This is a genomic window from Streptomyces xanthophaeus (assembly GCF_000725805.1).
In the GTDB taxonomy this organism is placed as follows: Bacteria; Actinomycetota; Actinomycetes; order Streptomycetales; family Streptomycetaceae; genus Streptomyces; species Streptomyces xanthophaeus.
In genome coordinates this window covers 327332-344040 of the sequence record NZ_KL647132.1, presented here as the reverse complement: position 1 = coordinate 344040, position 16709 = coordinate 327332, and the positions used below count along the sequence as shown (strand labels likewise).

Genomic DNA, 16709 nt, shown 5'->3' with positions numbered 1-16709 from the left:
GAGGGCGTCCGAGGTGGTCAGCGGGGTGGGGCCCCGGTGACCCGGCGGGCCTCGGCGGCCAGCCGCCGCTCCTCGCGGCGCTGGGCCCGGCGGCGCAGGAAGCGGCGGATCCGCGTCCACAGGTAGACCAGCATCGCCAGTCCGGCGGCCAGCAGCACCGCCGCGATGATCGCGGCGGCTTCGGGGTTGAACATCGCGAAGGTGACGATGGCTCCCACGCCGAGGTCCTCGGCGGTGCTCATCGCGACGTTGGTGAAGGGCTCGGGCGAGGTGTTGATCGCCATCCGGGTGCCGGCCTTGACGAAGTGGCTGGCCAGGGCGGTGGAGCCGCCGACCGCGCCGGCGGTGAGGTCGGAGAGCGAGCCGCTCTGTCCGGCCAGCAGCGCGCCGACCACGGCACCCGCCACCGGGCGGATCACGGTGTGCACGGCGTCCCAGGCCGAGTCCACATAGGGGATCTTGTCGGCGACGGCCTCGCAGAGGAACAGGACGGCGGCGGCGATCAGCACGTCAGGGCGCTGGAGGGACTCGGGGACCTCGTCGGTCAGCCCGGTCGCGCCGAAGATGCCGAGCAGGAGGACCACGGCGTAGGCGTTGATCCCGCTGGCCCAGCCGCTGGTGAAGACCAGGGGGAGCACACTCACCGCATCATCATGGCGCAGAAAGGGTGATCCGGCAGGCGTGGTCGGGGGCTCCCGGGCCCGCGCGGGCGGCGGGGAACGCGTGAGGGGACGACCGCCCTGAGGCGGCCGTCCCCTTGTTCACGTGTGAGAGGGGCTCACTGCCCCTGTTCGTCACGGCGGCGCTGCCACCGTTCCTCGATGCGGGTCATCATCGACCGACGCTGCCGGTTGCGGCCATGGGCCGCACCTTCTGCACTACCGGAGACGGGCTGCTCACCAGGCTTGGGTGCCTTGCGCCAACCGGTGACCACGAGAACCGTACAGCCGAGCATGACGAGGAAACCCACCACGCTGACCCAGAGTACGTTCGGGATGATCACACCGGTCATGAGGAGCGCGATACCCACCACAATGCCAGCGACCGCTTGGTAGACCCGTCGCCGGGTATACGTACGCAGTCCGCTTCCCTCAAGCGCTGTCGCGAACTTGGGATCTTCGGCGTACAGCGCTCGCTCCATCTGCTCGAGCATTCGCTGCTCGTGCTCCGAGAGCGGCACGGGAGTCCTCCTCATCCGTCGGTCGCGGGGGGTAGCGACCAGGGGTCCCCTTCAGGATAGGCGGGGAATCGCCCCCGTGATACCCGCCCTCTACGCACGTTCCAAAAAGCCACGGCCCAGAAACCGTACCGCCGCGGGGGCGGTCACTGAGGCGTTTATTCCCCAGCGGTCCGTCCGCCATGCCGGTACTGCACACGATCATACGGGGCCGACGGCAGGTTCGGAGGGTCCACGGCTCACTGCGTCCGAGGAAGTACGCAGATCAGGACTGCTTCTCGCCCAGGACGTGCAGTTGCGTGGCCACCGCGTGGAAGGCCGGCAGCTCCGCCGCGGCCTCTTCCAGCCGCAGCAGCGCCTCCACGGCGCCCGGCTCCGTGTCCACCAGGACGCCGGGGACGAGGTCGGCGAAGACGCGTACGCCGTGCACTGCGCCGACCGCCAGGCCCGCCCCGCCGACCAGCTCGGTGAGCTGTTCGGCGGTGAACCGGCGCGGCACCGGGTCTCCGGCGCCCCAGCGGCCGGCCGGGTCGGTGAGGGCGGTGCGGGCCTCGGTGAAGTGCCCGGCCAGCGCGCGGGCGAGCACGGCCCCGCCGAGGCCCGCGGCCAGCAGGCTGAGCGTGCCGCCGGAGCGCAGCGCGGCCTTCGCGTTGGCCACGCCCTCCGCGGGGTCGTCCACGTACTCCAGCACGCCGTGGCAGAGCACCACGTCGTACGCGTCGCGGTCGACGACGTCCAGCAGGCCCTGGGCATCGCCCTGCACGCCGCGGACCAGGTCGGCGACCCCGGCCTCGGAGACCCGGCGCTCCAGCCCGAACAGCGCGTTCGGGCTGGGGTCCACCACGGTGACCCGGTGGCCCAGACGGGCCACCGGTACGGCGAACTTGCCGGTGCCGCCGCCGGTGTCGAGCACGTCCAGCACGTCCCGCCCGGTCGCCTTCACCCGGCGGTCGAGTGCCTCCTTCAGGACCTCCCACACCACGGCGGTGCGAAGGGAGGCACGGGGGCGGGAAGTGTCCGACACGGCTGATGGCTCCTCGGCGCGGTAGGAAAGGAAGGGGGTGAGCGGTGCGTGCCCCACCCGTGCCCCACCTTATGGCCTTCCGCTGCCGCGCAGCTCATCCCGCGTCCGGACGCTCCGGACGCGGCTGCGGCAGGGGCTGCTGCGGCGCCTGGAGGGCGAGCATCCGCTCCACCAGACGCACGAACATCGCGACGGCACGCACCAGATCGTCCGCATCCCGGTCGGTGGCCGCATCGGCTATCCCGGCCTCCGCCCGGGCCCGGCGAGCGGCGCCGGAGGCGAACAGCGCGCTCCACTCGGCGAGCTCCGGCGCCATCTCCGGCAGCAGCTCCCACGCGCTGCGGATCCGGGGCCTGCGCCGCGGGGAGACCGGTTCGGGCCGCCCGCGGGCGGCGAGCACCGCGGCGGCGGCGCGCAGCGCGGCGAGGTGCGCGGTCGCGTACCGCTCGCCGGGCCGGGTCAGGGCGGCGGCCTCTGCGAGTCCGGCGCGGGCCTTGGCGAGCAGGTCGAGGGCGGCCGGCGGAGCGGCGGACCTCCGCAGGACGGGATGGACAGGGGACGGGGACGGTGTGGCCATGACGAACCTCCTGTCGTTGCGTTGCCTTCGGCGCGTGGTGTTCATCGCGTTGCCTCCATCGTGACCGGCCCCACTGACAATCGTGCTGACCTGCACCGATATGCCCGCTGCGGGGGCAACTGCCCCCCGCTGCACACCGGATGCGCCGAAGGATGCTAGTTTTTGAACTGACCGGTCAGTTCAAAAAGAAGGGGGACGGTGTGGACAGCCCGCACGGCGCGGCCGTCAAAGCCGAGGACTTCGGACTCAAGGGCCCGCGCGGCTGGGCCTTCCGGGGCGTCGCCCTCGACGCGGCGCCCGGCTCGCTCATCGCGCTCGAAGGCCCCTCCGGAAGCGGGCGGACCTGCCTGCTCCTCGCTCTCACCGGCCGCATGAAGTCCACCGAGGGCCACGCCGAGATCGGCGGCCACCGGCTGCCGAAGCACAAGGCCGCGGTCCGCCGGATCGCCGCCCTCGGCCCGGTTCCCGGCGTCAACGACCTCGACCAGGCCCTCACCGTCGCCGAGCAGCTGCGCGAGGGCGCCCTGCTCCACCGCCGCTACGACGGCCCGGTCCGCGCCCTGCTGCGGCCGCGCGCCGAGCGCCGCGCCGCGGCCGTGGCCCGGATCGACGCGGCCCTGGCCGCCGCGGGCCTGGACCCGGCCACGCTGCCCAAGGGCGAGCGCACCTCCGTACGGGACCTGGAGCGCCTGGAGGCCGTACGGCTCTCGGTGGCCATCGCGCTGCTGGGCTCCCCACGGCTGCTGGCCCTGGACGACCTCGACCTCAAGCTCTCGGACACCGAACGCGAAGAGGCCTGGGTCCTGCTGCGCTCGATCGCCGCGAGCGGCATCACCGTCCTCGCCGTCTGCAGCGAGGCGCCCGCCGACGCGACGGTCCTGCGCACGGTCGCCGCGACCCCGGACGGCACGGCGGACGCATCCGCGGACGAGGGCGCCGACGCGGACGCGGACGAGCCCGCAGACGAGCCCGCAGACGACGACGCGCTGGACAACGCCGACGAGACCGACGCCAAGTCCGAGGCCAAGTCCGAGGCCAAGACCGAAGCCAAGACCGAAGACGACGACACGAAGGGGGCGGACGATGCGCTCGCCGAAGCTGGCCGCGCTTGAGCTGAAGCGGTTCGGGCGGGGGAAGCTGCCCCGGGCCGCTCTCGTCGCACTGCTCCTGCTGCCGCTGCTGTACGGGGCCCTGTACCTGTGGTCCTTCTGGGACCCCTACAGCCGCCTCGACAAGGTGCCCGTGGCCCTCGTCAACTCCGACCGCGGCACCACGGTCGACGGCGAGCGCGTCGACGCCGGCGGTGAGATAGCCAAGAAGCTGCACGACAGCAAGACCTTCGACTGGCGCGAGGTCAGCGCCGCGGAGGCCGCCAAGGGCCTGGAGGACGGGAAGTACTACCTCTCCCTCACCATGCCCGCCGACTTCAGCGAGAAGATCGCCTCCAGCTCCGGCGAGGACCCCACCACCGGAGCCCTCCAGGTCCAGACGAACGACGCGAACAACTACATCGTCGGCTCGATCTCCCGCACCGTCTTCGCCGAGGTCCGCTCCGCGGCGTCCACCAACGCCTCCCGCGGCTTCCTCGACAAGATCTTCGTCTCCTTCTCCGACCTGCACGACAAGACCGCCGAGGCCGCCGACGGCGCCGACAAGCTCAAGGACGGCGCGGACAAGGCGCAGAAGGGCGCCAAGGACCTCGCCGACGGCCTCGACACGGCCAAGGAGAAGACCGGCGAGCTCACCGGCGGCCTGAAGAAGCTCAACACCGCCTCCGGCCAGCTGAAGACCGGCTCCAAGAACATCGCCGACGGCACCCAGACCCTCGCCGACAAGGTCAACGGCGCCGCGTCCAAGGCCCGGCCCTTCGTCAAGGACCCCAAGAACCTCGCGGACACCGCCGAACTGGTCGCCGACACCGCACAGGTCGTGCGCAACCACCTCGACAAGTTCGCCGAGAAGGCCCCCGGCGCGGCCGCAGCCGCCAAGAAGGCCGCCACCGGCTCCGACGCCTACTACACCCGGCACTGCGTCACCCCCGGCGCCGAGCCGCACCTGGCCTCCTGCCCCGACCTCAAGCGGATCAAGGACGACGCCGCGGAGGCCGCCGAACTCAGCGGCGACGTCAGCACCCTGGTCCAGAACGCGAACGGCGACGTCGGCAAGCTCCGCACGCAGCTGACCGACCTGGAGAACAAGGCCCGCGACCTCGTCGTCAAGGCGCCCGGGCTGGCCGGGGACCTCGACGCGGCCGTCGCCCAGGTCAACGCCCTCAACACCGGCGCCCACAAGGTCGCCTCCGGCATGGCCGAACTGCACACCGGCCTCGGCTCCGCCACCAACGGCTCCGGCGCCATCGACGAGGGCGTCGGCAAGCTCGGCAACGGCGCGCACAGCCTCGACGGCGGCATGTACAAGCTCGTCGACGGCAACCGCGACCTCGCGGACGGCCTGCACGAGGGCGCTGGCAAGATCCCCGACTACGACCAGCAGCAGCGCGACGCCCGCACCGAGGTCATGTCCGACCCGGTCCAGCTCGCCAACCGGTCCCTGCACAAGGCGCCCAACTACGGCACCGGCTTCGCCCCGTACTTCATCCCGCTCTCCCTGTGGGTCGGCGCGATGGTCGCCTACATGCTCATCGCCCCCATGAACAAGCGGGCCCTGTCCGCGGGCGCCTCGCCCTGGCGGATCGCCCTCGCGGGCTGGCTGCCCGTGGCGGGCCTCGGCGCCGCCCAGGTGGGCCTGCTGATGGCCGTCCTCCACTGGGGCCTCGGCCTGGAGATGGCCCGTCCGGCCCTCACCGTCGCCTTCCTGATGCTGGTCACCGGCTGCTTCGCGGCCATCGTCCAGTGGCTCAACGCCAAGTTTGGCGCGGCCGGACGGATCCTGGTCCTCGCCGTGCTGATGCTCCAGCTGACCTCGGCGGGCGGCACCTACCCCGTCCAGACCAGCCCCGGCTTCTTCAACGCCGTCCACCCCTACCTGCCGATGTCCTACGTCGTCGAGAGCCTGCGCCGGCTCATCACCGGCGGCGGACTCGGGCCCGTCTGGCAGGGCTGCGCGGTCCTGGTCGCCTTCACCGTCGGCGCCCTCGCGCTGACCGCCCTCGCTGCCCGCGGCAAGCAGGTGTGGACCATGGACCGGCTCCACCCGGAACTGAGCCTGTAGGCCCGAGCCGCCGTCCCGAGCCGTGAGAGATGTGTTGACCTGTGAGAATCAGCGCCATGGAAAGCAGCAGCACCGGCACGGGAACCGGCGGCGCCCGGCGCCGGGCCACCCGGCAGAAGCTCTACGAAGCGGCCGTGACGCTCATCGCCGAGCAGGGGTTCTCCGCGACCACGGTCGAGGAGATCGCCGAACGGGCGGGCGTCGCCAAGGGCACCGTCTACTACAACTTCGCGAGCAAGAACGACCTCTTCGAGGAGCTGCTGCGGCACGGCGTCGGCCTGCTGACGGTCTCGCTGCGCACCGCGGCGGAGGAGACCGAGGCCCGGGGCGGCAGCCGCGTCGAGGCCCTCGACGCGATGATCCGGGCCGGTCTCGTCTTCATCGACCGCTACCCGGCCTTCACCCAGCTCTACGTCGCGGAGCTGTGGCGGACCAACCGGGCCTGGCAGTCCACGCTGATGGTGGTCCGGCAGGAAGCGGTGGCCGTCGTGGAGACGGTGCTGCGCGAAGGGGTCGAGCGCGGCGAGCTGAGCGCCGAGATCGACGTGCAGCTCACCGCGGCCGCCATGGTCGGGATGGTGCTGGTGGCCGCCCTGGACTGGCAGTCCTTCCAGAGCGAACGCTCCCTGGACGACGTGCACTCGGCCCTGTCCCTGCTGCTGCGCGGCCGGGTCAGCGGAAACCGCTGACCCGCCTGAACCGGTGGGCCCCACCCCCCCCGGTCGGCGGTGCCGCGCGGGGGTGGCAGCCCGTAGAACTGGTGGGGCCGGACGCGCGACTGAGTACCCGTACCTAGACCCATAGATGAGTACGCGCGCGGATGGGCCCCCACCTGCGCGGACGACAGACTGGGGGCAACGGACAGGAGGCCCGGTCCGCACCGCCGGCACGGGGCTGCGGAGCGGACCGGGAACCTCCGTCCGGTACCGGGAGGGGGCCCCTCGGGGGCCCGGTGACGGAGTACGCCGACGCGGCGGGGCTCGGGGGGATCGAGCCTCGCCGCGTCGGCGCGTCCACGGGCCGCAGGGCCCGTCCCGTCAGCCGCGGCCCCGCAGCGGAAGCCGCCCGCGTACGGCGGCCAGCCGGGTTGAGGCCTTCGCGGCGGCAGCCGACCAGCGGGCCGACACCTCCCAGGACACGCGCACCGCCGACCGCGGCAGCAGCAGGGCGCGCAGCCGCGTACCCCGGCTCACCCCGGCCAGCAGACCCGCCCGGGCCGTCAGCACGTCCTGGGCCAGCTCCGGGTAGGAGACCTCCGTGCCCTCCGGGGCGTACAGGGCCCGCTCCAGCGCGGCCGTGATCCGGTGGACGGCCGCGGCGGCCTCCCCGTCGAGGCGGCCCAGTTCCACGATGCGGCCCGCCGCCCGGCGCGGGGACAGGGCCTCGTCCGGGAGCACGCCCACGTCCCAGGCCGCGTCACCCAGCTCCTGCCAGGCCCGCGTCACCTCCCGGGCCGCCAGCCGCCGGGTCCGCACCCGGGTCCGCCACAGCAGGGGCAGCAGCGGGACCCCGAGCAGGGCCAGGACGGCCGCCGTCCAGCCGAGGACGGCCGTCGGCGAAGGCCCGCCGCCGCCGGACGAGGCGCCCGCGGCCGGGGTGGTGCCACCGCACTCGCCGAGCTTCTTCTGGTCCGGCGGGCAGTCGTCCGCCTGCGAGGGCGCCGCCGAAGGCTGCGCCGAGTTCTGCGAGGGCAGCGGGGCGGGCGTCGACGGCTGGGCCGCCGGGCTCTGCGGCCGCGTGTAGTCGGGCACCGAGATGCCCGCCCGGGGCGTCGGCTCGAAGCGGGTCCAGCCCACGCCCTCGAAGTACAGCTCGGGCCAGGCGTGCGCGTCGCGCATCGACACGTTCACCGTGCCGTCCGACTGCTTCGCCCCGGGGGTGAAGCCCACCGCGACCCGGGCGGGGATGCCGAGCGAGCGGGACATCGCCGCCATCGAGAACGCGAAGTGGATGCAGAAGCCCTCCTTGTCCTCCAGGAACCGGGCGACCGCCTCCGGACCCGTGCCCGACTCCGTCTTCGTGTCGTAGCGGAATCCGCCCGTCACGGCGAAGAAGTCCTGGAGCTTCACGGCCCGCGTGTAGTCGTCCTTGGCGCCCTGCGTCACCTTGCGGGCCGTCTCGGAGACCACCGGCGGCAGGTTGTCAGGGAGCTTCGTGTACTCCTCGCGCACCGCGGCCGGCGGAGCCGGGGCCTTCTGGAGCTGCGCCGCCGTCGGCTTGAGCAGCAGGCTCCGGACCCGGTACTGCGAGCCCTGGACGTTCTGGAACCGGTCCTTGCCCAGCTGGTCCCCGACCAGGGTCCGGCCGGCCGGCTCGAACCGCCACTTCCCGCCGATGTCCACGGCCGTGGCCGGGTACGGCATGGGCAGGTAGCGCTGCGTGTAGCCGTCCGCCGCCGACACGTTGGTCGACACCTCGACCGCGGTCCCGCGGACCTGGTCGCCGAGGCCCGGCGGGGTCGGCAGCCGCTCCGGCACGTCGGCCAGGGCCCGGCCGGAGGCCTCCCACTTGACCCCGTTGAACTCGTCCAGCGCCAGGATCCGCAGGTACTGCTCGCTCTGCTGGGGGCTGTCCGTGACGTACTTCAGCACCACCCGGTTGTCCTGCGCGTTCAGGTTGCTCTGCAGGGAGACCAGCGGGTTGACCGCGGAGATGGTCCCGCCGACCCCGCTGCCGCCGCCCTCGCCGTCGCCCTGCGCGCCGAGCACGCCCCCGCCGAGCGAGGGCAGCGCCGCCGGGACCGCCAGCGCCAGGCCCAGCGCCACGACGCCGATCCGCCGCCCGGTCCGCACCGGCGCGGTGGCGTGCCCGCCCGTGGCGCCGAGGCCCGAGGCGACCGGGCCGCGCTCGCGCCCGCCCCCGCCGAAGACCCGGCCCCACTGCGCCAGCCGGTCCCGGCCCTCGGCCAGCAGCATCATCAGGTATCCGCAGCCCGCCAGCAGGAAGGAGACCCAGGAGGCCTCCCCGCCGCCCGACAGACCGGCGGCCACCGAGTACAGCGCGAGCAGCGGCAGCCCGGCCGCGGCGGCCGTCCGTGCGGTCACCGCCAGCAGGTCCACCAGCAGCCCGATCAGCAGCACACCGGACACCAGCATCAGCCGGATGCCGTCCGTCAGCGGCGCCGGGATCGCGTACTCGCCCACGTCCTGGGCGCCCTGCTGGAACAGCGCGCCGAAGTCCGTCACCAGATACGCCAGCGGGCCGCTCCCCGTGGAAGAGGCCTTCCCGGCGAAGAGCAGCGCGAGCAGCAGCAGCGACACCAGCAGCTGGGCCGCCACCGTCAGGGACCGCGCCAGCGGAATCCGCCGGGCCCCGGCCCCCACCGCGCTCTGCACGCCGAGCAGCGCCGCGGCCTGGAGCAGCCAGCCCTGGGACTCCACCAGCGGGACCAGCGACCACGAGGTCAGCAGCGTCGCCAGCATCGCGAACAGGGTCAGTCTCGCGCGCCCGCTCATCGCCGTCCTCCGGAAGCACCCGTGCCGAGCGGAGCGGTCCCGGCCTGTCTCCACAATTCGCCGAAGGCGACCCCGGGCGGGGCGGCCAGCGCCGTCCAGCCCGCGTCGCGCAGCCGGTGCAGCCGCTCCTCCAGCGGCGGCAGGGCGCCCGCCCGCGCGGACTCCCCGGTCCAGGCCGCGGAATCCGTCACGAAGGCCACCGCACCCGATGCCCGCTGGCGCAGCTTGGCCGCCAGCTCGGTCTGTACGTCGTCCAGGTCGCCGAAGAAGGCGATGAGGAGCCCGTCACCGCCCGCTCCGCCGAAGCCGCCACCGCCACCGCTGCCGCGCACCGCGTCGTAGGCCCGCGAGAGACCGGCGCCGTCGGAGTGGCCGACGACCGCGAGGGTGTCCAGCATCAGCCCGGCCGCGGCAGCGGAATCCTGCCCGCCGGACGAGCTGTAGCCGTCGGAACCGCCCGCGCCGCCCGGCACCGAGTCTCCGGTGTCGGTGAGCAGCCGCACCGCGAAGCCCTGTTCGAGGAGGTGCACCAGGGTGGAGGCGGCGCCCGAGACGGCCCACTCGAAGGCGCAGTCGGGGCCCGCTCCCTCGTAGGCGAGGCGGCGGGTGTCCAGCAGCACGGTCGCCCGGCTGCGCTGCGGCTGCTCCTCGCGGCGCACCATCAGCTCGCCGTAGCGGGCGGTGGAGCGCCAGTGGACCCGGCGCAGGTCGTCGCCGCGGCGGTAGCCGCGCGGGATCACGTCGTCGTCGCCGGCCAGGGCCAGCGAGCGGCGGCTGCCGTCGCCGTAGCCGGAGGACTCGCCCGCCAGGCGGACCGGCGGCAGCGGCTCGGTGCGCGGGATGACGGTCAGGGTGTCGAAGGCGCTGAACGAGCGGGTCAGCTCGACCAGCCCGAAGGGGTCGGTCAGCCGGAGCTGGAGCGGGCCCAGCGGGTAGCGGCCGCGCAGGTCGGAGCGGACCCGGTAGGACACCTCGCGGCGGCCGCCGGGCTCGACCCGGTCCAGGACGAAGCGGGGCCGCGGCCCGAGCACGTAGGGCACCCGGTCCTGGAGCATCAGCAGGCCGGTGGGCAGCCGGGAGACGTTGTCCATCCGCAGCTGCACCCGGGCCTCGGAGCCCGCGGGCACCCGCGCCGGGGTGAGCCGGCGGCTGCCGGAGACCCGGTAGCGGGTGCGGTGCAGGGCGTAGACGCAGATCAGCGGGAGCACGGCGAGCAGCAGCCCGACCCGGAGCAGTTCGCCCTGCCCCAGGACGTACGCGCACGCGGCGGCGGCTATCCCGGCGGCCAGGAAGGACCGGCCGCGGGTGGTCAGTCCGGACAGCGAGGCGCGCAGCCCGCCCGGCTCCTGGCCGCGGTCGGTCCGGCCGCCGGCGCCGCCCGGGGCACCGGCGCTCATCAGAAGCCCCGGATGCCCGCGCCGGGCGGCATCTCGCCGCGGACGTGCGCCGCGGGGACGGGGGTGCGCTGGAGGATGTCGTGGACGACCTGCTCGGCGGTGCGCCGGTTCAGCTGGGCCTGCGCGGTGGGCAGCAGCCGGTGCGCGAGGACGGGCCCGGCCAGCGCCTGGACGTCGTCGGGCAGCACGTACTCGCGGCCCGAAAGCGCGGCGGAGGCCTTCACGGCGCGCAGCAGGTGCAGGGTGGCGCGGGGCGAGGCACCCAGGCGCAGGTCGGGGTGGCTGCGGGTGGCGGAGACCAGGTCGACGACGTAGCGGCGGACCGGTTCGGCGACGTACACCTCGCGCACGGCCTCGATGAGCTTGACGATGTCGTGGGCGTGCGCGACGGCCGTCAGGTCGTCGAGCGGGGAGAGCCCGCCGTGCACGTCGAGCATCTGGAGCTCGGCCTCGGGGCTGGGGTAGCCGACGGAGACGCGGGCCATGAAGCGGTCCCGCTGCGCCTCGGGCAGCGGGTACGTGCCCTCCATCTCCACCGGGTTCTGGGTGGCGACGACCATGAAGGGGCTGGGCAGCGTGTAGGTGGTGCCGTCGATGGTGACCTGGCGCTCCTCCATCGACTCCAGCAGCGCCGACTGGGTCTTGGGGGAGGCGCGGTTGATCTCGTCGCCGATGACGATCTGCGCGAAGATCGCGCCCGGCTTGAACTCGAACTCGCGGCGCTGCTGGTCGTAGATGCTGACGCCGGTGATGTCGGAGGGCAGCAGGTCCGGAGTGAACTGGATGCGCTGCACCGAGCAGTCGATCGACTTGGCGAGGGTCTTGGCGAGCATGGTCTTGCCGACCCCGGGGACGTCCTCGATTAGCAGGTGTCCCTCGGCGAGCAGCACGGTCAGCGCGAGGCGCACGACCTCGGGCTTGCCCTCGATCACGCTCTCGACCGAGTGGCGCACCCGCTCAGCCGTGCTGGTCAGATCCGCGAGGCTCGCTCGGTCGTCGTACGTGGTCACCTGGTTCTCCTCGGCCCTAGCTCAGGGCCGACGCCCTTGGCGCATGACCGGCCCACCCCAACACGGACGCCGCTCCCGAGGGGTTCCCCGGGGGGCGTCACCCCGCATTGTTGACGGCTTTACGGGCTTGTGTCACTCAGGAGCTGGGATCGATCTCCCGCAGGAGTCCGGTGTGCACGTCGAAGACGAAGCCTCGCACATCGTCCTTGTGGGGCAGGAAGGGGTTCGTACGGACCCGCTGCATGGACTGGCGGACGTCCTGGTCCACGTCCCGGAAGGCCTCCACGGCCCAGGCGGGGCGCTGGCCGACCTCGTCCTCCAGCTCGTGCCGGAAGTCCTCGGTCAGGGTTTCGAGACCGCAGCCGGTGTGGTGGATGAGTATGACCGCGCGGGTGCCGAGGGCACGCTGGCTGATCGTGAGGGAGCGGATGGTGTCGTCGGTGACCACGCCGCCCGCGTTGCGGATCGTGTGGCAGTCGCCCAGCTGGAGCCCGAGGGCGGCGTGCAGGTCGAGGCGGGCGTCCATGCAGGCCACGACCGCCACGTGCAGGACCGGGCGGGCGTCCATGCCCGGGTCGGTGAACTGGGAAGCGTAGGCACGGTTCGCCTCGACCAGACGGTCGGTGACGGAGCCGGCTCCGGGTGCCTCGGGGTGGGACGCGGCAGGCAGGGATGCGGAAGTCGTCATGGGTAAGACGGTAGTGGTCACAGCTGGTGAAGGCCTCGCGTGAGGATGGACAAAGAAGGTCAACGAGGCTTGTTGTGAGCTAACCCACAAGGGTGGGGCGGGGGCGGCCGTCCGGGTGATTCGCGGCATGTGCCGGTTCGCGGCGAGAGCCGTCGGCGGCGCGCGGGGCGGTTCGTTGACCGCGGCGACCGTTGCACTAAAGTGACGCGAACCGGCCGGAGCCCGGCCCTGACCGGCCGCCCGGCCCCCGATGAACACTCCGCGTGCGCGGCGCGTACGTACGGCCCGGCCATCTTCCGCTCACCGGCCGCCGGCGCCACCTTCCGGGTGCCGGCGGACCCGGTCCCCCTTCCGGGGTACCCCCAGGCGCCAGCCGGGGCAGGGGCGGGGAGCCGGTGGTGCGTACGCCTGCCGCGCCGTTATCTGAGAGGGCGCTTTGACTAGCGAGTCCCGACACGTCCCGGTGATGCTCCAGCGGTGCCTGGACCTGTTGGCCCCGGCGCTGGAGAGGCCGGGGGCCGTCGTCGTCGACTGCACCCTCGGCCTCGGCGGCCACAGCGAGGCCCTGCTGACCCGATTCCCCGAGGCGCACCTGATCGGCCTCGACCGCGACAAGGAGGCCCTGCGGCTCTCCGGCGAGCGGCTCGCGCCCTTCGGGGACCGGGCCACGCTGGTCCACGCGATCTACGCCGACCTCGCCGAGGTGCTCGACGGGCTGCGCATCCCCGCAGTCCAGGGCATCCTCTTCGACCTCGGCGTCTCCTCCATGCAGCTGGACGAGGCCGACCGCGGCTTCGCCTACGCGCAGGACGCACCGCTGGACATGCGGATGGACCAGACGACGGGCATCAGCGCCGCCGAGGTGCTCAACACCTACGCGCCGGGCGAGCTCGTACGGATCCTGCGCCAGTACGGCGAGGAGAAGCAGGCCAAGCGGATCGTGTCCGCGGTGGTCCGGGAGCGGGAGAAGGAGCCCTTCACCAACAGCGCCCGGCTGGTGGAGCTGATCCGCGACTCCCTGCCGCAGGCCGCCAAGCGGACCGGCGGCAACCCGGCCAAGCGGACCTTCCAGGCCCTGCGGATCGAGGTCAACGGCGAGCTGTCGGGCCTGGAGCGGGCCATCCCGGCGGCGGTGGACCGGATCGCGGTCGGCGGCCGGATCGCCGTCCTCTCGTACCACTCGCTGGAGGACCGCCTGGTCAAGCAGGTCTTCGCGGCGGGCGCGGCCTCCACGGCGCCGCCCGGACTGCCGGTGGTGCCGGAGAAGTACCAGCCCAAGCTGAAGCTGCTGACGCGCGGCGCGGAACTGCCCACCGAGGAGGAGATCGCCGAGAACCGGCGGGCCGCCCCGGCCAGGTTCCGCGGGGTCGAACGCATCCGGGAGGCGCACCTGTGACCGCCGGGGGCGGCGGGGCCGGGAGGGCCGGGAAGGTCGCCACGCTGACGCGCGGACAGGCGGCCCGCCTCGGCCGGGCCCTGGGCAGCCGTCCGGTCCGCCCCGGCGGCTCCGGGCGCCCCGGCGGCTCCGCCGGGCAGGCGGCGCGGATGCCCTTCGTCCTGCTGGTCGTGGCCCTGCTCGGCGGCGGCCTGATCAGCCTGCTGCTGCTGAACTCGGCACTGAACGAGGGCTCCTTCCAGCTGAGCAAGCTGAAGAAGGAGACCACCGCCCTCACCGACGAGGAACAGGCGCTGCAGCGGGACGTGGACGGCTACTCCGCCCCCGACGCGCTCCAGCGCCGGGCGCACGAGCTGGGCCTGGTCCCGGGCGGCAGCCCCGTCTTCATCGGCCCCGACGGCAAGGTCAGCGGCGCCGTCTCGGTGGCCGAACCCCCGCCGGCCCCCTCCCCGCCGCCCTCGGCCGCCCCGGCGGCCCCGCCCGCGGCGCAGAGCCCGTCCGCACCACCGGCCTCCGCCTCCGCGCAGGCCCCCTCCGCCTCCGCCTCTGCCCCGGCCCCGGCCGGGCCGCAGGGCCGGCCCCCGGCGGCCGCGGGACCCCCGTCCGGCGGTCCCGCCGCGCCCGGCGGGCCGCAGCCGCAGCCCAACCAGCCCTCCGGAAGGTGACGTCGTGACGCCGATGCCTGCGGGGCCTTACCCCGCCCCGCCCTTCCTCCGCTCCCCGGCCGGCCGGGCGGTGGGCCGGTGAGCCCGCAGGAGCCGCCGCGGCGGCGGGTGCCCGGCCCCGGCCGGCCCAGGCCCGGCGAGCGGGCCAGGGCCACCGGCGCCTCCCGGCCCGCCGCACGCCCCGCGGCCCGGTCGGGCCAGCGCCGCCCCGCGCCGCCGCGCCGCCCGCACACCATCCGGCTCGGCAGCCCCCGGCCCCGGCTGCGCCTGGTCAGCGTCGGCCTGACCCTCGTCATGCTCGCCTTCGTGGTCCGGCTGCTCCAGGTGCAGGCGGTCGACGCCCGCGCCTTCTCCGCCGAGGCCTCGAAGAACCGCTACACCAGCGTCAAGCTGGCCGCCGAGCGCGGGGAGATCACCGACCGCAAGGGCGTGGCCCTGGCCACCAGCGTGGACGCGTACGACATCACGGCCGACCCGAAGATGTTCACCCCGCAGGACAGCAAGGCCCCGGACGCCCCCGAGCAGGCCGCCGCCCTGCTCGCTCCGATCCTCGGCAAGGACGCCAAGGAGATCGCCGGCCGGCTGAAGTCGCCGAACTCCCGGTACGTGGTCCTCGCCCAGCGCCAGACCCCGCAGGTCTGGAACCAGATCAAGGACCTCAAGCGGGTCTTCGCGGAGAAGGCGGACGCCGACAAGAAGAACAACGGCCCCGGCGCCAACGTCCTCGCGGGCGTCTTCAAGGAGGACAGCAGCAAGCGCGTGTACCCGGGCGGCGACCTCGCCGCCGGGATACTGGGTTACGTCAACGCCGAGGGCAAGGGCGGCGGAGGCCTGGAGTCCTCCCTCGACAAGAAGCTCTCCGGCAAGGACGGCGAGGTCACCTACGCACAGTCCGGCGGCCGCCGGGTCCCCACCGCGGGATCCAGCGAGAAGCCCGCCGTACCGGGCGACGACATCGAGCTGACCATCGACCGCGACATCCAGTGGGCGGCGCAGAGCGCCATCGCCGAACAGGTCCAGAAGTCCGAGGCCGACCGCGGCTACGTCATCGTCCAGGACACCCGCACCGGCGAGGTGCTGGCCATGGCCAACGCCCCCGGCTTCGACCCCAACGACCTGACCCGGGCCAGTTCCGCCGCCATGGGCAACGCGGCCCTCCAGGACGTGTACGAGCCCGGCTCCACCGCCAAGGTCATGTCGATGGCCGCCGTGCTGGAGGAGAAGAAGGCCAGGCCGGAGACCCACGTGGAGGTCCCCAACCGGCTGCACCGCGGCGACCGGCTGTTCAAGGACGACATCGACCACCCGACCTGGTACCTGACCCTCAACGGGGTCCTCGCCAAGTCCTCCAACATCGGCACCATCCTGGCCACGGGCCAGCTCGGGCCCACCCAGCCCGAGGCCAACAAGGTCCTGCACTCCTACCTGACCAAGTTCGGCATGGGGCAGCCCACCGGCCTGAACTACCCCGGCGAGTCCCGCGGCATCCTCGCCCAGCCCCAGGACTGGTCCACCTCCCAGCAGTACACGATCCCCTTCGGCCAGGGCCTGTCCGTCAACGCCATGCAGGCGGCCTCCGTGTACTCGACCATCGCCAACGGCGGGGTCCGCATCGAACCGACCCTGATCCGCGGCACCAAGGGCCCCGACGGCCGCTTCACCCCGGCCCCGGCGCCCGAACACAACCGCGTGGTCAGCCAGGAGACGGCCAAGACCCTCGCCGAGATGCTCGAATCGGTGGTCGACGACCAGGAGGGCACCGGCACCAAGGCCCGCATCCCCGGCTACCGGGTCGGCGGCAAGACCGGCACCTCCAACCGGGTGGATCCGGCCACCGGCCGCTACAAGGGCTACACCGCCTCCTTCGCCGGGTTCGCGCCCGCCGACAACCCGCGGATCACCGTCTACTGCGCCATCCAGAACCCCACGAAGGGCAGCTACTTCGGCGGCCAGATCTGCGGTCCCATCTACAAGAAGGTCATGGAGTTCGCGCTCAAGACCCTCCAGATCGCCCCCACCGGCACCGCCCCCGCCGGGCTTCCCGTCACCTTCGACCCCGGCCCGCAGCCAGGCCAGCAGCCCGGCCAGCAGTCAGGCCCGCAGCCCAGTCCGCAGCCCGGTCAGTGATCCACGGCCTGGCCGGCCCGCA

At 73.5% G+C, this 16709-nt stretch carries 14 protein-coding genes; 6 read left to right on the top strand and 8 right to left on the bottom strand.

The window, feature by feature from the left end; all coding sequences use genetic code 11:
• Positions 1–17: 17 nt before the first annotated feature.
• The 4 genes from IO30_RS0130925 to IO30_RS0130910 form a co-directional block, all read right to left on the bottom strand.
• On the bottom strand, positions 18–644 hold the full coding sequence (locus IO30_RS0130925) for a DUF4126 domain-containing protein (protein WP_037895691.1): 627 nt from the start codon (positions 642–644) through the stop codon (positions 18–20).
• Between the two features lie 134 nt (positions 645–778).
• Positions 779–1180, bottom strand: a complete 402-nt coding sequence (locus IO30_RS0130920) for a DUF3040 domain-containing protein (protein WP_031148445.1) — start codon at positions 1178–1180, stop codon at positions 779–781.
• A gap of 262 nt (positions 1181–1442) precedes the next feature.
• Positions 1443–2201, bottom strand: coding sequence for a methyltransferase domain-containing protein (locus IO30_RS0130915; RefSeq protein ID WP_031148443.1), 759 nt, complete (start codon positions 2199–2201; stop codon positions 1443–1445).
• Positions 2202–2295: 94 nt separating this feature from the next.
• Entirely contained in the window at positions 2296–2778 is a 483-nt protein-coding gene (locus IO30_RS0130910) for an SAV_6107 family HEPN domain-containing protein (protein WP_031148441.1), read from the bottom strand.
• Between the two features lie 200 nt (positions 2779–2978).
• Here IO30_RS0130910 and IO30_RS0130905 point away from each other — a divergent pair, with 200 nt between their 5' ends.
• The 3 genes from IO30_RS0130905 to IO30_RS0130895 are packed head-to-tail and all read left to right on the top strand — an operon-like array spanning position 2979 to position 6638.
• Complete coding sequence (locus tag IO30_RS0130905) at positions 2979–3890, top strand: ATP-binding cassette domain-containing protein (RefSeq protein ID WP_031148439.1); 912 nt, start codon at positions 2979–2981, stop codon at positions 3888–3890.
• Positions 3862–5949 carry a YhgE/Pip family protein gene (locus IO30_RS0130900; RefSeq protein WP_031148437.1) on the top strand — a complete coding sequence of 696 codons (2088 nt, stop codon included), beginning with the start codon at positions 3862–3864 and terminating at the stop codon, positions 5947–5949. Before IO30_RS0130905 ends, IO30_RS0130900 begins: the two co-directional genes overlap by 29 nt.
• Before the next feature lie 56 nt (positions 5950–6005).
• Positions 6006–6638 (top strand): TetR/AcrR family transcriptional regulator, encoded by a 633-nt coding sequence (locus tag IO30_RS0130895; protein WP_031148434.1) that lies wholly within the window; start codon positions 6006–6008, stop codon positions 6636–6638.
• 348 nt (positions 6639–6986) lie between these two features.
• Here the strand turns inward: IO30_RS0130895 and IO30_RS0130890 are convergent, their stop codons facing one another.
• From IO30_RS0130890 to IO30_RS0130875, 4 genes are all read right to left on the bottom strand, one after another.
• Positions 6987–9404 (bottom strand): transglutaminase TgpA family protein, encoded by a 2418-nt coding sequence (locus tag IO30_RS0130890; RefSeq protein ID WP_031148432.1) that lies wholly within the window; start codon positions 9402–9404, stop codon positions 6987–6989.
• Positions 9401–10801, bottom strand: a complete 1401-nt coding sequence (locus IO30_RS0130885; protein ID WP_031148430.1) for a DUF58 domain-containing protein — start codon at positions 10799–10801, stop codon at positions 9401–9403. The genes IO30_RS0130890 and IO30_RS0130885 overlap by 4 nt, the downstream gene beginning before the upstream one ends.
• A complete protein-coding gene (locus tag IO30_RS0130880) occupies positions 10801–11811 on the bottom strand; it encodes an AAA family ATPase (protein WP_031148428.1) in 1011 nt (336 codons plus the stop codon). Before IO30_RS0130880 ends, IO30_RS0130885 begins: the two co-directional genes overlap by 1 nt.
• 136 nt (positions 11812–11947) lie before the next feature.
• Positions 11948–12499 carry a beta-class carbonic anhydrase gene (locus tag IO30_RS0130875; protein ID WP_031148426.1) on the bottom strand — a complete coding sequence of 184 codons (552 nt, stop codon included), beginning with the start codon at positions 12497–12499 and terminating at the stop codon, positions 11948–11950.
• A 436-nt stretch (positions 12500–12935) separates the two neighbouring features.
• On the opposite strand from IO30_RS0130875, the gene rsmH reads away from it, so the two are divergent.
• From rsmH to IO30_RS0130860, 3 genes are all read left to right on the top strand, one after another.
• On the top strand, positions 12936–13895 hold the full coding sequence (rsmH, locus tag IO30_RS0130870; RefSeq protein WP_078904327.1) for a 16S rRNA (cytosine(1402)-N(4))-methyltransferase RsmH: 960 nt from the start codon (positions 12936–12938) through the stop codon (positions 13893–13895).
• Positions 13892–14560 carry a cell division protein FtsL gene (gene ftsL / locus IO30_RS41240; RefSeq protein WP_373316505.1) on the top strand — a complete coding sequence of 223 codons (669 nt, stop codon included), beginning with the start codon at positions 13892–13894 and terminating at the stop codon, positions 14558–14560. The genes rsmH and ftsL overlap by 4 nt, the downstream gene beginning before the upstream one ends.
• 78 nt (positions 14561–14638) lie before the next feature.
• Positions 14639–16687: a peptidoglycan D,D-transpeptidase FtsI family protein gene (locus IO30_RS0130860; protein ID WP_078904865.1), complete on the top strand. Its 2049-nt coding sequence runs from the start codon at positions 14639–14641 to the stop codon at positions 16685–16687.
• Positions 16688–16709: the final 22 nt, after the last annotated feature.

Excerpts from the sequence above, each read along its gene's own strand:
- IO30_RS0130910 (WP_031148441.1), bottom strand. The coding sequence starts at position 2,778 with ATGGCCACACCGTCCCCGTCCCCTGTCCATCCCGTCCTGCGGAGGTCC.
- IO30_RS0130900 (WP_031148437.1), top strand. The coding sequence starts at position 3,862 with ATGCGCTCGCCGAAGCTGGCCGCGCTTGAGCTGAAGCGGTTCGGGCGG.
- IO30_RS0130875 (WP_031148426.1), bottom strand. The coding sequence starts at position 12,499 with ATGACGACTTCCGCATCCCTGCCTGCCGCGTCCCACCCCGAGGCACCC.
- IO30_RS0130890 (WP_031148432.1), bottom strand. The coding sequence starts at position 9,404 with ATGAGCGGGCGCGCGAGACTGACCCTGTTCGCGATGCTGGCGACGCTG.
- IO30_RS0130895 (WP_031148434.1), top strand. The coding sequence starts at position 6,006 with ATGGAAAGCAGCAGCACCGGCACGGGAACCGGCGGCGCCCGGCGCCGG.
- IO30_RS0130885 (WP_031148430.1), bottom strand. The coding sequence starts at position 10,801 with ATGAGCGCCGGTGCCCCGGGCGGCGCCGGCGGCCGGACCGACCGCGGC.